The sequence below is a fragment of the Planococcus maritimus genome (genome assembly GCF_001687625.2).
GTDB lineage: Bacteria > Bacillota > Bacilli > Bacillales_A > Planococcaceae > Planococcus > Planococcus maritimus.
In genome coordinates, this window is sequence record NZ_CP016538.2 from 1387823 (window position 1) to 1403633 (window position 15811).

General features: G+C 47.6%; 16 protein-coding genes. 15 read left to right on the forward strand and 1 reads right to left on the reverse strand.

Going from position 1 to position 15811, the window contains the following annotated elements:
- The first annotated feature begins 15 nt into the window (after positions 1 to 15).
- From BBI11_RS06965 to BBI11_RS07000, 8 genes are all read left to right on the forward strand, one after another.
- Complete coding sequence (locus BBI11_RS06965; RefSeq protein ID WP_208597182.1) at positions 16 to 1677, forward strand: GspE/PulE family protein; 1662 nt, start codon at positions 16 to 18, stop codon at positions 1675 to 1677.
- Positions 1678 to 1681: 4 nt separating this feature from the next.
- Positions 1682 to 2722 (forward strand): type IV pilus twitching motility protein PilT, encoded by a 1041-nt coding sequence (locus BBI11_RS06970; RefSeq protein WP_068461821.1) that lies wholly within the window; start codon positions 1682 to 1684, stop codon positions 2720 to 2722.
- A complete protein-coding gene (locus BBI11_RS06975) occupies positions 2723 to 3934 on the forward strand; it encodes a type II secretion system F family protein (protein WP_068461823.1) in 1212 nt (403 codons plus the stop codon). It begins immediately after the preceding gene.
- A gap of 129 nt (positions 3935 to 4063) precedes the next feature.
- Positions 4064 to 4513 (forward strand): prepilin-type N-terminal cleavage/methylation domain-containing protein, encoded by a 450-nt coding sequence (locus BBI11_RS06980; RefSeq protein ID WP_068461826.1) that lies wholly within the window; start codon positions 4064 to 4066, stop codon positions 4511 to 4513.
- A gap of 25 nt (positions 4514 to 4538) precedes the next feature.
- The gene (pilM, locus tag BBI11_RS06985; RefSeq protein WP_068461828.1) at positions 4539 to 5477 is read left to right on the forward strand and encodes a type IV pilus biogenesis protein PilM; all 939 of its coding nucleotides are present in this window, start codon (positions 4539 to 4541) and stop codon (positions 5475 to 5477) included.
- Positions 5478 to 6218: a fimbrial assembly protein gene (locus tag BBI11_RS06990; RefSeq protein WP_237150329.1), complete on the forward strand. Its 741-nt coding sequence runs from the start codon at positions 5478 to 5480 to the stop codon at positions 6216 to 6218. It begins immediately after the preceding gene.
- Entirely contained in the window at positions 6215 to 6970 is a 756-nt protein-coding gene (locus BBI11_RS06995) for a pilus assembly protein PilO (protein ID WP_068461831.1), read from the forward strand. The genes BBI11_RS06990 and BBI11_RS06995 overlap by 4 nt, the downstream gene beginning before the upstream one ends.
- A gap of 96 nt (positions 6971 to 7066) precedes the next feature.
- Entirely contained in the window at positions 7067 to 7822 is a 756-nt protein-coding gene (locus BBI11_RS07000; RefSeq protein ID WP_068461833.1) for a prepilin peptidase, read from the forward strand.
- Positions 7823 to 8120: 298 nt separating this feature from the next.
- Here the strand turns inward: BBI11_RS07000 and BBI11_RS07005 are convergent, their stop codons facing one another.
- The gene (locus BBI11_RS07005) at positions 8121 to 9647 is read right to left on the reverse strand and encodes an AbgT family transporter (protein WP_068465651.1); all 1527 of its coding nucleotides are present in this window, start codon (positions 9645 to 9647) and stop codon (positions 8121 to 8123) included.
- Positions 9648 to 10021: 374 nt separating this feature from the next.
- Here BBI11_RS07005 and BBI11_RS07010 point away from each other — a divergent pair, with 374 nt between their 5' ends.
- From BBI11_RS07010 to minD, 7 genes are all read left to right on the forward strand, one after another.
- Complete coding sequence (locus BBI11_RS07010) at positions 10022 to 10633, forward strand: Maf family protein (RefSeq protein ID WP_068461835.1); 612 nt, start codon at positions 10022 to 10024, stop codon at positions 10631 to 10633.
- Positions 10623 to 11315, forward strand: a complete 693-nt coding sequence (radC, locus tag BBI11_RS07015; protein WP_068461837.1) for a RadC family protein — start codon at positions 10623 to 10625, stop codon at positions 11313 to 11315. The genes BBI11_RS07010 and radC overlap by 11 nt, the downstream gene beginning before the upstream one ends.
- Before the next feature lie 95 nt (positions 11316 to 11410).
- The gene (locus BBI11_RS07020; RefSeq protein ID WP_068465653.1) at positions 11411 to 12439 is read left to right on the forward strand and encodes a rod shape-determining protein; all 1029 of its coding nucleotides are present in this window, start codon (positions 11411 to 11413) and stop codon (positions 12437 to 12439) included.
- 46 nt (positions 12440 to 12485) lie between these two features.
- Complete coding sequence (gene mreC / locus BBI11_RS07025; protein ID WP_068461839.1) at positions 12486 to 13367, forward strand: rod shape-determining protein MreC; 882 nt, start codon at positions 12486 to 12488, stop codon at positions 13365 to 13367.
- On the forward strand, positions 13364 to 13894 hold the full coding sequence (mreD, locus tag BBI11_RS07030) for a rod shape-determining protein MreD (RefSeq protein WP_068461841.1): 531 nt from the start codon (positions 13364 to 13366) through the stop codon (positions 13892 to 13894). Before mreC ends, mreD begins: the two co-directional genes overlap by 4 nt.
- The gene (minC, locus tag BBI11_RS07035; RefSeq protein ID WP_068461843.1) at positions 13894 to 14583 is read left to right on the forward strand and encodes a septum site-determining protein MinC; all 690 of its coding nucleotides are present in this window, start codon (positions 13894 to 13896) and stop codon (positions 14581 to 14583) included. Before mreD ends, minC begins: the two co-directional genes overlap by 1 nt.
- A 1-nt stretch (position 14584) precedes the next feature.
- Positions 14585 to 15388 (forward strand): septum site-determining protein MinD, encoded by an 804-nt coding sequence (gene minD, locus BBI11_RS07040; RefSeq protein WP_058380996.1) that lies wholly within the window; start codon positions 14585 to 14587, stop codon positions 15386 to 15388.
- The last annotated feature ends 423 nt before the right edge of the window (positions 15389 to 15811 follow it).

Genomic DNA, 15811 nt, shown 5'->3' on the forward strand with positions numbered 1-15811 from the left:
CTAGGAGGAATTAGTTTGGCGATCATCCGCAAAAGATTAGGCGATATATTGATCGAACAAGGTCTGTTGACCGAAGAAGATCTTCAATTGACGCTGAAAGAGAAAAAAGATGACCAAAAATTAGGGGATGCTTTACTTTCCCGTGCACTGATTACCGAGCAACAATTGATTGAAACACTTGAAGTCCAGTTGAACATTCCGCACGTGACCTTGTTCCGTTATCCGTTCGATCCGAAACTCTTCAATGTAGTGCCGAAGGAATTTGCCAAGCGCAATTTGCTGGTGCCCTTGAAGGTCGAAAGCGATAAACTGTTTATCGCCATGAGCGACCCGATGGATTTCATCACGATTGATGATCTCCGGTTGACAACTGGTTTTCAGGTTGAACCAGCGATTGCCTCACGAGACGATATTTTAAAAACCATTGCGAAATATTACGAAGAAGAATCTTACGATGAATTATTAGGCGAACTGCCAGAGGTTTCACAAGAACAGAAAGAAGAGCTCAATGACAACGATGCTCCGATTGTTCGGCTCGTCAACCAGATTCTCTCCAGTGCAGTTTCCTTAAAAGCGAGCGATGTCCATTTTGATCCGCAGGAAGGCCAGATCCTTGTCCGCTACCGTATCGACGGGACGCTGCGGACAGAGCGCACATTGCCGAAAATGATGCAGCAAATGGTGACTGCGCGCATTAAAATCTTGGCAAACTTGGACATTACCGAAAGCCGGGTTCCACAGGATGGGCGTATTAAGACTAATGTTGATTTTCGCCCGATCGATTTGCGTGTATCCTCTTTACCTACTGTTTATGGAGAAAAAATCGTCATGCGAATTCTCGATTTAAGCAACAACTTGACTGATATTTCAAAACTAGGTTTCAGCGAGTTGAATATGAAGCGTTTCATGCGCGAAATCGAGAAACCGAACGGAATCGTTTTAATCTCCGGCCCGACTGGTTCGGGTAAATCGTCCACTTTATACGCAGCACTCAGTAAGTTGAATGATGAAGCGGTTAATATCATCACCGTGGAAGATCCGGTGGAATATCAGTTGCAAGGGATTAACCAGATTCAAGTAAACACCAATGTTGGTCTGACCTTTGCCGCGGGATTGCGCTCCATTCTTCGACAGGACCCAGACATCGTCATGGTAGGGGAGATTCGGGACAAAGAAACCGCTGATATTTCCATTCGCGCCTCTTTGACTGGCCACTTGGTTCTCAGCACAATCCATACGAACGATTCCATTGCTTCAGTGACGCGGTTGATGGACATGGGTGTCGAGCCGTTCCTGGTTACTGCCTCGCTCAATGCCGTAGTAGCGCAGCGGCTAGTGCGGAAAGTATGCCGCGACTGCCGTGAACTGCAGGATCCGACTGTCAGAGAAAAAGAGATTTTTCATAAGCGCGGTTTGACGATAGACACCATCGCCAGAGGAAAAGGCTGCTCGCAATGCAATATGACGGGGTATCGAGGGCGTATGGCGATCCATGAAGTATTGGTCGTTGACGAAGAGATCAAAGAAGTCATCAACCGGAGCGGTACGGCTGCAGAGATCCGCAAGATTGCCGTGAAAAACAACACGATTTTCTTGATCGATGATGGCCTGATGAAAGTACAGGAAAGACTGACGACCACAGAAGAAATTCTGCGTGTCGCCACGATAGCGGAGTGATAATATGCCAACCACTTATATAGATAAAGTCCTGACGCAAGCACGCAACTTAAATGTTTCGGATATTCATTTGACGACCGGCATTCCGCCCGTTTTCCGCATGCATGGCACCTTAAAGCGCTACGGTGATGAAAACTTGACGCCCGACATGACCAAGGAAATCGCCAAAGCGTTAATGCCGGAACTTCTTTGGCAGCAATTTCTAGATAAAGGCGAGATGGATTTTTCCTATTCGCTTTCTGGAGTTGCCCGTTTCCGAGTCAATTCCTTCCACCAGCGCGGCTCGATTTCGCATGCGTTCCGAACTATTCCAACCGAAATACCGACAATCGCTGATTTGAATATGCCGAAAATCTTGGCGAATTTGGCAGAAACCCAGCAAGGACTTATTTTAGTGACAGGGCCGACTGGGTCAGGAAAGTCGACCACCTTGGCAGCAATGATTCGCCACATTAATGAAAATTTAACTAAACACATCATCACATTAGAAGACCCAATTGAGTATTTGCACCGCCATGGTTCATCTATTATTGACCAGCGCGAAGTTGGTTTTGACACGGATTCATTTGCAGCCGGTTTGCGTGCAGCTTTGCGCCAAGATCCAGATGTCGTTTTGGTAGGTGAAATGCGTGATCTGGAAACAATTTCGACCGCCATCACCGCCGCGGAAACCGGTCACCTTGTGATGGCTACCCTGCATACGTCCAGTGCAGCTTCGACAATCGAGCGAATCATCGATGTGTTTCCGCACGGACAGCAAGCGCAAGTGCGCACGCAACTCGCCGGAATTTTAAAAGCGGTCGTGTCCCAGCGTTTGCTGCCGACCGCTGACGGCACAGGACGAATCGCTGCAACAGAAATTCTCATTAACAACCCTGCGGTGGCGAACTTAATTCGCACTGAAAAAGTTCATCAAATTCCGAATGTTATTTTGACGAACCGTTCATTCGGAATGCATATGATGGTGTCGTCTGTTCAAGAATTATTGGCGACTGGCAAAATCAGCCGCCAGACCGCCCAACCGTTCCTTGAAGGGGGTGAGTAAGTGGCTCGCTTTAAATATGAAGGCCGTGACCATAAGAAAATTCGTTCCGGAGTGCTGGTCGCAAAGACACGAAGAGATGCCATCATTCGTCTGAGAGACGACGGCATCAAAGTAATCGACATTCGAGAACTCGAAACAACAGCTTTGCAAAAAGACATAGTTATTGGCAATCCGGTTAAACAGGATCAGTTCATCATGTTCTTGCGACAGTTTTCTACACTTATGCGGGCTGGGGTGACGATTGTTGATGCGGTGCGTATCTTATCTCAGCAAGTGGAATCAAAGGCGCTGCAAAATGCCCTGATGGAAGTGGACGAGGAGTTGAGAAAAGGGAACTCGTTATCTGACTCATTGGCAAAATACCCAAAAATCTTCGAGCCGCTGACTTTGAATTTGATCAAAGCGGGAGAGTTGTCCGGGAATATCGATGAATCTTTGGACCGTCTGGCAACACATTATGAAAAAGCGTACCAGACCAAACAAAAAGTAATCTCGGCGATGACCTATCCGGCAGTCGTCGGTATATTGGCGATTGGCGTCGTAATTTTTCTGCTGTCTTCGATCGTTCCCATGTTTGTCGACATGTTCGAAAGCAGCGGCGGCGAGTTGCCGATGATTACGGTTTTTGTGATGGGAGCCAGTGATTTCATCATGAACTATTGGTATTTACTAATTGCAGGAGTCGGCGTTACTGTCGGCAGCTTTTGGATCTTATACCGCACTGAACAAGGCAAATATATGCTCGATGCCTTAATGTTGCGTTTGCCTATTTTTGGGAAAATATTAAAAAAATCAGCGCTTGCTCGGATGACACGGACATTGAGTTCCTTGTTCTCCAGTTCGGTACCAATTCTCCAAGCTTTGGCGATGGTCGAGAAAGTTGTCGGCAATGCAGTCATTTCGAAAGTAGTGCTCGCTTCAAAAGATTCGCTCGAACGCGGCGGTTCCTTGACCGAACCGATGAAAAATCATTGGGCGTTTCCGCCGCTCATTCCGCATATGATTTCGATTGGTGAACAAACGGGATCACTTGATCATATGTTGTCGAAAGTCGCTGAGTTTTACGAAAAAGAAGTCGAAGCGGAGACCGACCGATTGAAGGCCTTGATCGAGCCGTTAATGATCGTTTTTCTTGCAGTATTAGTCGGGACTATAGTACTTGCTATTATGATGCCGATGTTCGGTATGTTTGAAAATGTAGACAATATGTAGACTTTTGTATTAATTGTATAGAAAATAATGCTTATTTTTGTAAAAAAATTATTGCTATATCCATACTCATTGCTATAATGAAAATGTGCTTATAAAGTACCAATTGAAAGAAATAGGGAGGCAATACACATGAAGAAGTTTATCCAAAACAAGTTGAAAGATCAGAAAGGCTTAACCTTGATCGAGCTATTGGCCGTCATCGTTATCTTAGCTATTATTGCAGCTATCGCAATTCCAGCTATTGGGAATATTATTGAAAACAGCCGTGTTGGAGCTGCAAAATCAGATTTGACAAATGCGATATCTGCTGCTGAACTGTATATAGTTGATAATCCTACATCTACTACCGTTACTCTAGATAATCTTAAAACGGGAAATTACTTGCCGGATCAAGGCTCTATAACATCATTTAGTTATGCGGTAACAAGCAAACTAGTTACTGGAGTAGCTTTAAATGATGACATTACAATTACAGCAACTGCAGCAACTAAAGCGCAAATTAGTTCAATTAAAAATAACGATCCCACTAATACAACTAAGGGTACTGGGACGAATGGTGCAACTTTAGTTAGACGATAATTAAAAAGATCTAGGAGCTGAAAAAATGGCCTTATCGTTTTTATCGAGAAAAGCGCGCGTAGCGACGATTACAATAGAAGAAGATGCAATTCGCTATGTGGAATTGAAGTCGGTGTCTCCGCTTCAGTTGAGCGCTGCCGAAGAGCTTGCTCTTCCGGCTGGTGTCATTGAAGACGGAAAAATTACCGATGACAAAACGCTTGGAATGATACTCGATGAGGCTGTCAATCAGTGGGGTCTCTCCAAAAAGTCAGTCCGCTTCCTCGCCCCTGACGAATTTGTTATTATCCGCAAAGTTACATACCCCGAAGATGTTAAACCGGATGAACTGAAGGGCCATTTCTTTATCGAAATGGGCTCGACGGTTTATCTGCCTTTTGAAGACCCTGTATTCGATGTGGTGCCATATCATATGGATACGGAAGAACCGGAAGCGATCATCATCGCTTCCAAAGAATCGATCGTGAAATCATATGAATCGGTGTTTGATGAAGCAAAACTGAAGCCGGTGGTCGCGGACATCACGCCGCTCGCCCTTTACCGTCTGGCGTATGTAGAGCATGATTTCACCGAGGAAGAGCATGTGCTGCTCATTGATGTGCGGCGTAAAAAGATGACCGTGTCAATCTTCCACGGACACTATCCGCTGTTTATGCGCTCGGTCGATCTGGAATCTGCGACGACGATTGCGATGGAACCGGCATCCACGCTGGAAACGATTCAAGAAGAAGCTGAAAAGCTAGCGAATTTCTACCGCTATAATTTGAATGCCGGCGCTTCCGGCATTACGAAAATTATCTGCAATATCGATCCGTACGAATTCGAACAACTGCGCGGACCGATGGAAAATCGTTTTGCTGTGCCGTTTTTGCCGATTGTTCTCGGCGAAATCGCATCCGATGAAACGCATTCGATTCCGTCGCGCTTTAACCGGGCAATCGGCCTTGCGCTGAAAGAGGTGTAAATGATGCTAATTGATATTAATTTACTGCCTCAAAAAGAACAGAAACGCCCTTATCCTCTTATTATCGCCGGTGTGCTCGTGTTATTGGCATTATTGAGTTGGGCTTTGCTGTTTTTCATGGCCCAAGCAGAAGAGCGGGCCCGAGCAGAACTCATTGAAGAGTCGGCGTTAGTCGCTGCTGAACAGGAAGCGATACGCCAACAGATCGGCGCGACTGAAGGCCTGAACGACGAACAACAATTGAAAAAGACAGTGGAATGGGCAGAAAGCTATGAATTCGATACGGTGCCTCTGCTTGAAGAACTGGTCGCCGTGCTGCCAGAAAGAGGGTTTTTTAATACTTTTTCGTTTACCGGGCCCAATATTGCGACGCTGACACTTCAATTTGACACAGCGCGCGAAGCGGCTTATTACCTTACGCAGTTGAAATCAGCTGAAAGTCTGGCTTCTGCAACATTGGATTCTGTGACCAATCAAGAACTGGATCTTCTTGAAGAAGAGGCGGGCGGGGCAGAGGATGCTTTGCTGCTGAATCCGAGATACTTGGCAACATACAGCTTGGTGTTTGTCGATGACCGGATTCCTGCTGAAGGAACTGTGGCAGAAGACGGCACTATTATCGAACAAGAAGATAATGAGGAATCTGAACAACAAGTCGGAGAAGAGATAGAGGAAACTCCAGAAGTAGTTCCGGAAGAACCAGAAACTGCGCCGGATGAAACGCAGGAGGATGCACTATGAACTTTTCCAAACAACAAAAAGATAACGCTTTGATCGTATTGGCCAGTTTGTTTTTGATTGCGGTCATCGCTTTCACTTACTTTGCTACCTATGCTCCGGCGAAAGAGATGAAAGAACAAAGCGAACAAACGCTTTCTTCGGAGCGTGAAGTGTTGATGGCGCTTCAAGGTCAATTGAAGGAACTACCTGAAGGCGAACGTATCAATCCGCTCGATTTGCAGCAAAAAGTTGCGGTAGAACCATTGGCTGATAAAGTACTGCTTCAAATTGAACAAGCTGAGCTGCTTTCCGGTACACTGATTCAATCCGTCGGTTTCACTGAAGGCCCGCTCGAATTACTAGCGCCGGTCGAAGGTGTCGAGAACATACAGGAGCTGCTAGCGACGGTCGAACTCGAAGCCTATGACTACGAAAGCATCACTGCTTTTATTGAGGAAATCGAATCAATGAAACGCATCATGGTCATCGAAGCGATCAATTTCTCCGCTTATCCGGAACAGACGCAACAAATAAGCGAGGAAGAGGCTTTGGCTGTCTCTATCCAGTTTTCCGCTTTCTACAGACCGGATTTGATTTCTTTGGTGGAAACCGCACCTAAAGTTGATGCCCCGGCTCCAGCGAACAAAGTCGATCCGATGCCGCAAAATGATGGCACGTTTATTGTCACCGAAGCGAGTGATGAAGAGGAACTTGAAAACGAAGAAGATGTAGAGATAGACGTAGAAGTCGATGAAGAAGACACAGAACAATGACGGACTGCACAAACAATGGGAGAAATCATGGCGATTTCTCCTTTTTTGATAAAGAAAAATGGATGTAACTATATTAATAAGTAAAAGAGGTATCTTATGACTATTGCCTATACAGCTTTTATGTCTCTATTCGGCCTAGTGTTCGGCTCGTTCTATAATGTAGTCGGCTTGCGCGTGCCGAAAAATGAATCAATCGCGTATCCGCCTTCGCATTGCACGAACTGCGACCGGCGTTTGACGGCGCTTGACTTGGTGCCGGTGTTTTCCTATCTGTTCTTGAAGGGGGAATGCCGGACGTGCGGTTCGAAAATTCACTGGGTTTACCCACTGATGGAAGCGATCACCGCTCTATTGTTTACTGCCGTGTTTTTGAAATTTGGCTTTACACCAGAACTCGTTATTGGCTTATTGTTTGTGTCAATGCTCGTTATTATTACCGTATCCGACATTGCCTATATGCTCATTCCAGATAAAGTGCTGTTGCCGTTTGGGATTGTGTTGCTCGTCTTGCGATTGATCGTGCCACTGGATCCGTGGTGGGATTCACTCGTTGGTGCAGCGGTCGGGTTTGGCGTTTTGTTATTGATAGCTGTGCTGTCAAAAGGCGGTATGGGCGGGGGCGATATTAAACTGTTTTTTGTCATTGGGCTCGTGCTCGGAACTGCCGGAAGCTTGCTGACGTTATTTTTGGCGTCGTTTATCGGAGCTGTCGCAGGCATTATTTTGTTGAGAGTGCGCAAGCAAGGACGCAAGACACCGATTCCGTTCGGCCCATCAATTGCTTTATCCGCTGTCCTCGTTTATTTATGGGGAGAACAATTTATCGATTGGTATGTTAATTTGTTTATGTAGATTATAAATATATTATGTAAACTTATAATATGTTTGACGATTTTAGCGTTTTAATGACAACATTCAAAGGTATTAAAATGTTATAAAACAATGAGATGCTTAGATGTTTGAAGAAGCGTTCGCTCGACTACGGTGGATCAGCGAGACGACCGAGACCCCGCAAGACGCGAAGCGGCTGAGGAGGCTTGGGCGCGAGCCCACGGAAAGCGAGTGGTAAGCTTCGGAAAACATAATCATACCGAATGTATTGAACACAAAAAAGCGACAAAACCGAATTTCGGTTTTGTCGCTTTTTATATTATCCGTTATAGCGGATCGGTGAAGCCGGCCCAAGATCAAGACCGAACAACATCCAAACGATGAGCATCAAAGTCCAGAAGATCATGAAGAAAATCGAGTACGGGAACATGACCGAGATCAATGTACCGATGCCCATTTTCTTATCGTATTTCTGTGCGAATGCAATGATGATCGCGAAATACGTCATGAGTGGCGTAATGATGTTTGTCGAGGAATCGGCGATACGGTAAGCCATTTGTGTCAGTTCCGGCGAGTAGCCAAGTTGCATCATGATCGGTACGAAGACCGGTGCAAGCATTGCCCATTTCGCAGATGCGGAACCGATGAACAAATTGATGATCCCGACAACAATGACAAAGCCGATGATCAACGGAATACCGGTCAGGCTCATTGATTCAAGTGCTTCAGCACCGTAAACGCCGAGCACCATGCCCATGTTCGATTCAGCGAAGTAAGCGACGAATTGTCCAGCGGTAAACGCCAGGACGATAAAGACGCCCATTGAAGCCATTGTATCGGACATTTGAGCGGCGACGTCTTTGTCGCTTTTGATGCTCTTTGTGGCGATGCCGTATGCAAGGCCAGGCAGGAAGAACAAAATGGTAATAATCGGAACGAGCGAGCTCATGAACGGCGATTGGACGATGGCGCCGCCTTCACCGCGCAAGACGCCGTTTTCCGGAACAATTAGTAACGCTGTCAAGATGACGCCCACAAGAGTTGTCAGACCAGCCCATAGCAAACCTTTTTTCTCAAGTGTTGTCAGGCTGGTCATTTCTTCGCGGAACTCGCCTTTGTATTCGCCAAGGCGAGGTTCAACGACTTTTTCCGTTACGACTGCGCCGACGATGGTCAATAAGAAGACCGACACGATGATGAAGTAATAGTTCATCGCGATGTTCATGCCTTCAGCATAGCCTGGGTCAATGATCGACGCGGCTGCGATCGTCAATTCCCCAAGCATCGCGTCTGTTGCCGATAGCAATAAGTTGGCGGAGAAGCCGGCAGAAACACCGGCAAACGCTGCGGCAAGGCCGGCAAGCGGATGGCGTCCGAGTGCGATAAAGATCACTGCGCCAAGTGGAGGCAAGACAACATACCCTGCATCCGATGCGACACTCGACATGATCCCGGCGAATACCAATCCGCCAGTGATCAGGAATTTCGGAATCGATAGGACGAATCCGCGCAGTGCTGCGGAAATGAGGCCGGTGCGTTCTGCGACCCCGATCCCGAGCATCGTGACAAGCACAACGCCGAGCGGTGCGAAGCCGATAAAGTTATCGACCATGCTCGCGAAAATGTATTGAATGCCTTCAGCGTTCAATAAGTTCTTCACTTCCACGATTTCGCCTTCTTGGCCTGGGTGTTCGACAGAGATGCCGAGATTCGCCAGCAAAGCGGAAAGCGCAAGGACGACGATGGCGAGAACCGCAAACAAAGTCACTGGGTGTGGCAGTTTATTACCGATCGTTTCGATGCGGTCGAGTGATTTTTGGAAAAATCCTCGTTTTTGTTTTTTCAAAATAGATAAGCTCCCTTCGAACATAAATGTAAAAACCACTATTAAATTATTGTCTAATAGTAATTTTCAAAAAATTAAAGACTCTATCTATTATAAAACCTTGGTAAACATAATAAAAGCTATTTGAGGAAGTGCCAATTGCGCTAATTTTGTATAATTTTTGACAAGTCGTAAGAATGCACCTCAGACGGGGCTAGAGGAGGATGGAATAATGTCGGTATGCTAAAAAATAAATCGAAATTCTCGATAATGATATGAAAGCGCTATCTTAAAAATAGGATTTAAATGCCTTTTTCGATTGAAAATTAAGATTTGACCATTTTGCCCCCGCTTTTTGATAATGGTATGATGACTTGAAAAAAGGAGGTATTTTAATGAAGTTCACATCGAACCATCCGCTCATCTTAGCGTCGCAATCGCCGCGCCGAAAAGAGCTGCTCGGCCTACTCGGCATTCCTTTCGATATCGTGCCAAGCGACATCCCAGAGCCTGATCCATCCAGCTTTCCATCAGCGGTCGATTATGTTCGTGCTTGTGCCGAGCAAAAAGCAGGTGATATCGCAAAGAATGATCCTGATGCACTTGTCATCGGCTCAGACACGGTTGTCGTGTTACAGGAAGAGGTTTTATTGAAGCCGACAGACAAACCACAAGCAGCCGAATATTTGCGCAAGCTGTCTGGCAATGCACATGAAGTCATTACGGCCGTCAGCATACGCCAAGGTGACCAAGAGCTAACGTTCCATGAACGGGTTCTCGTACGCTTTTATGAATTACCTGAATCTTGGATTGCTGCCTATATTGAAACGGAAGACCCTTACGATAAAGCGGGGGCATACGGCATCCAGACGGTATCGGGTTTATTTGTTGAAGCGATCGAAGGCGATTATAACGCAGTTGTCGGTTTGCCGGTCGCTGAGTTGCTTCAGCAATTGACACGTTTAGGCTATGTGAAACTGGAAGGAGCGCCGGATTATGCCAAATGACCAAGCGTTGATGATACGAGATGTCCACATTGCCGACCGGCCGCGAGAACGCCTTATTAAACAAGGAGCGGTGAGCTTGTCTAACCAAGAGCTCATCGCCATTCTTTTGCGTACCGGAACCCGCGAGGAATCGGTATTGCATCTTGCGAACCGCGTGCTCAAACAATTCGAGCACCTCCACGAATTAAAACACGCCGCCATCGAAGAAATGACGGCGATCAATGGCATCGGTGAAGCAAAAGCCGTCCAGTTGCTCGCTGCCATTGAACTCGGGCGAAGGCTCGCTTCCAAACAAACCGATGAACGCTTTACGATCCGCTCCCCAAAAGACGCCGCTACGTATTTAATGGACGATATGACTTCGCTCAAGCAAGAACATTTCGTCTGTTTATTCCTCAACATCAAAAACCAAGTGATGCACCGCCAAACCATTTTTGTCGGCAGCCTCAACGCCTCCATCGTTCATCCACGCGAAATTTTCCGCGAAGCCGTCAGACGCTCGGCAGCATCGATCGTTTGCTCGCACAATCATCCTTCTGGTAACCCCGCGCCGTCACCTGAAGACATCGATGTCACCAAGCGTCTCATGGAAGCGGGATCGATCATCGGCATCGAACTGCTCGACCATATAATCATCGGCGACCATCAATTCACTTCATTAAAAGAAAAGGGGTTCATGTAGCACTGTATATTTTTTTCCGGATGTTCTATAATGGGTGGTATTGCGCAAAGCAGTTGCCGGTATCACCCGGTTTACATAAGAAAGGACCGATTCATGTGTTTGGATTTGCTTCAAAAGATATCGGCATCGACCTCGGAACAGCGAATACGCTCGTCTATTTAAAAGGGCGCGGCATCGTGCTCCGAGAACCATCGATTGTCATTAAGAACACTCGCACCAATGAAATCGTCGCGGTCGGTAAACGCGCGCGCGAAATGATGGGCAGAACGCCAGCTAATATCGTTGCTTTGAGGCCCATGCGAGATGGTGTCATTTCTGACTACGACACGACGCTTGCGATGATCAAGCATTGCATCGCTGAAGCGACCGGCAAAGCACCGGGCAAATGGCGCGGCGGAAAAGTCATGATTTGCGTGCCATACGGCGTGACTTCCATTGAACAGCGTGCCGTACTCGATGCAGCACGAGCGGTCGGAGCGGCGGAAGCTTATACGATCGAAGAGCCGTTTGCGGCAGCAATCGGCGCAGGGCTCCCGGTATGGGAACCTGTCGGCAGCATGGTCGTCGATATAGGAGGCGGAACGGCGGAAGTCGCCATTATCTCGCTCGGCGGCATCGTCTCGAGTGAATCGATTCGCGTTGGCGGAGATGAGATGGACGAAGCGATCAAGCAATTCGTGCGCAAGCGCTATAACGTCGTCATCGGGGAACGTACAGCCGAAAACCTGAAAATGGGTATCGGCACGGCCGCGGTACTGACGGATGCGGAAGCGCAAGCGGAGATGGATATTCGCGGTCGTGATCTCGTGACCGGGTTTCCGAAAACCTTGACGATCACCGCAGAAGAAATGCAACAAGCGTTGAAAGAACCCGTGACGCGCATTGTCGAAGGATTAGGCGCCACTCTTGAGAAAACGCCTCCTGAACTGGCATCTGACATCATGGACCGCGGCATTGTGTTAACAGGCGGTGGGGCATTGCTGAAAAACCTCGACAAAGTGATCGCGGATGAGGTCGGCATGCCTGTATTCACCGCAGACCATCCACTCGATTGTGTCGCGCTTGGAACAGGGCGGGCACTGGAAGATTTTGACCGTTACCGCAATGCGATCGAAAGACGCTGATTTTTATTGCTCGACTCGAGCCAATCAATAAGGAGGATGGCCTCATATGCCACAATTTTTATCCAATAAGCGGCTTATCCTGCTGTTGATCGGCGTCATCCTGCTCGTCGCCTTGATTTCCTTAACGCTTCGGGACCGCGGCCAAGTATCGCTGCCCGAACAAATTGTGAAGGAAGCTGTAGGTGCCGGGCAATCGGTATTTTCACGGCCCGCTCATTTCGTGACGGGCGTCTTTGACAATATCGACTCGCTGATCAACACATTTGAAGAAAACCGCTTGCTAAAAGCGCGCCTTGAGGAATTTGCAGGCGTGCAGGCAGAAGTGACCGATCTCCGTTCCGAAAACGAGGAACTGAAAGAACTGGTCGGCAAAGAAGAAGATTTACGCGAATACAACCCAATCCAGGCAGTCGTTATTGCGCGTAACCCGGATCAATGGGAAGAAAAAATCATTTTGAACCGTGGCACCAACCACGGCGTCAAGGAAAATATGGCTGTCATGACCGCTGGCGGCTTGATCGGCAAGGTAACCATCGTTACGCCGACCACATCGACAGTGGAGTTGGTGACGACACAAAACCCGAACTACCGCGTATCGGCAATGGTGCTCGGTGAAGACGATGTGTTCGGTTTGATCGAAGGATATGATGCAGAACGCCGTGAACTATTACTGAAACGCATCGACTTTTCGATCGATCTAGAAGAAGGCGATCAAGTTGTCTCAAGCGGTCTCGGCGGCATTTTCCCGAAAGGCATTGTCATCGGGGAAATCACGGAAGTGACAATCGATGAATTCGGCTTGACGAAACTGGCATATGTGAAACCGGCTGCTGACTTCTCGATGCTTAATCACGTTGTCATCGCAGACCGCCTCGTACCGGAAGTCGACGGCGAAGACAATGGCGTAACAGAGGATGAGGAATCATGATCCGCTTTCTCGTTCCCATCGTCTGTCTCGTGCTGTTTTTCGTCGAACCGATCTTCGGCTTGTTTTCGCCTTTATCGATTGGCGGATCATTTTATTACGTAGTGCCGCGCTTTCTTATCTTATTCCTGATCTTTTTGACCGTTTTTTATGAACTGCGCCATGCGCTGTTTTACGGTTTGTTCTTCGGGCTCTTGTATGATGTCTTTTACATTGATATTATTGGATTATATTCTTTTCTGTATCCGGCCGTCTGCCTGATCGCCGCGTACTTTTTCAAAAAGATTCCACAAAATCTATTGTCAGCGACGCTCTTGGCACTCGGTCTCCTCATCGCGATGGAAGTGGCACTTTACCTGTTCTTCCAATTGATTGGGTTGACCGATGCGCCAGCCGGAACGTTCCTAACCTCGAGATTGTGGCCGACCTTAATCGCCAACGCCCTGTACTTAGGCTTGCTTGGCTGGGTATTCAGGTCGATGATGGTCACGCAAGACCCACAGCGTGGCACTAAGTTCGGGTTATATTAATGAAAGCGCAGGTGACAGGTTTTTTGAAAAATATCGTGAATATTAAAGGAACGAACAAAGGGCTTCTCATCCAGCTCAATGATATGGCCTCCTATACGGAAATCCTCGATGAGCTGAAAAAGAAAGTATCAGATCCTGCTCTTGCAGGCGATGCGGAAGTACAGATCCAATTGGCGAAGCGCCATTACAGTGATGCCCAATTGGAAGAAATCAAGAAAGTCATCCACGAGCATTCGAAGATGAAAGTGATCAGCACAAAATGCGATGTTGTCACTGTCGAAGAATGCAACCGGATGATCAGTGAGCGCCAGTCAGAAACTTATGTCGGCATCGTCCGTTCCGGACAAGTGGTGAAAGCGAAAGGCGACCTCGTCGTCATTGGCGACGTCAACCAGAACGGCCGCATTGAAGCAGGTGGCAACGTCTATGTGCTTGGGCGGCTAAAAGGCTTTGCCCATGCCGGTGCGAGCGGCAATAAAGAAGCAGTCATCGCCGCCTCTTGGCTTGAAGCGACACATCTGAAAATTGCCGATGAACTCGAGACGATGACCGACGAACTCGACAGCTTATCGGAGCAGCCAGAAATGGAATGCGCATATTTACATACCAGCGGCAAAATCATTATCGACCGTTTGCAAGAACTGAGATTCCTGCGGCCGCAAATTTCTACGTTTAAAGGAGGAAGCTAGTGTGGGAGAAGCTATCGTAATTACATCAGGCAAAGGAGGCGTCGGCAAAACGACGTCTACTGCGAACCTCGGCACTGCATTGGCTCTTCAAGGCAAAAAAGTGTGCTTGATCGATACCGACATCGGGCTTCGCAACCTGGATGTCATTTTAGGCCTCGAGAACCGCATCATCTACGATTTGATCGATGTGCTCGAAGGCCGTTGCAAAATCCATCAGGCGCTTGTGAAAGACAAGCGTTTTGAAGACAAATTATTCTTGCTTCCGGCAGCACAGACGGCCGATAAAAACGACGTCAACCCGGAACAAATGAAAGAACTAATCGAAGGAATGAAAGCGGACTACGATTTCATCATCATCGATTGCCCAGCAGGCATTGAGCAAGGCTACAAAAATGCTGTCGCTGGTGCAGACCGCGCGATTGTCATCACGACGCCGGAAATCTCTGCCGTACGTGACGCCGACCGCATCATCGGTTTACTGGAGCTCGAGGAAAACCTTGAAGCGCCCAAACTCATCATCAACCGTATCCGTCCACATTTGATGGAAGCGGGGGATGCGCTTGATGTCAACGAAATCACGACGCATTTATCGATTGACTTGCTCGGCATCGTGCCGGACGACGAACGCGTTATTTCAAGTTCGAACAAAGGCGAGCCGGTCGTCATGGACCCATCAAACCCAGCAGCACTCGGCTACCGCAACATCGCGCGCCGCCTGCTCGGCGAATCGGTCCCGCTTATGACGATGGACAAGCCAAAACCTGGCATGTTCGGCAAACTCAAATCCATCTTCTCAAGCAAATAATATTCTATAGTAGAAACGCCACTGCATATGCGGTGGCGTTTTTTGTGTTGCAAAATTTTTCGAATGAAATGTAGGAGAGGGGCAGAGGGATTCAGGACATTCTGCTTGCTGATATGATATTACATTACGAACTCAAAAGAATTATAAAAATGAGTGTGGAGGAGATTTCGCTGCAAGGGGCACGCTTGCCGAGGGGCGGGTGTTGAGCCAATGTGCCGCAAAAAGCGCAGCACATTTGTCTCGCCAGCCCGCGCGGTCCCTCAGGCGTCGGCCCCTTTCCGCTTCATCTCTACTTTTATAGTGGAACTGATATTTAATCTTCGCTGAAATTAGTTTCGATAATTTGTTTCAGCGATTGAAGGGGAAGCGATTCCTCAACTAGCCGGCAACTGGCTATAGAAGCAGATCCATTTAAACAAACAA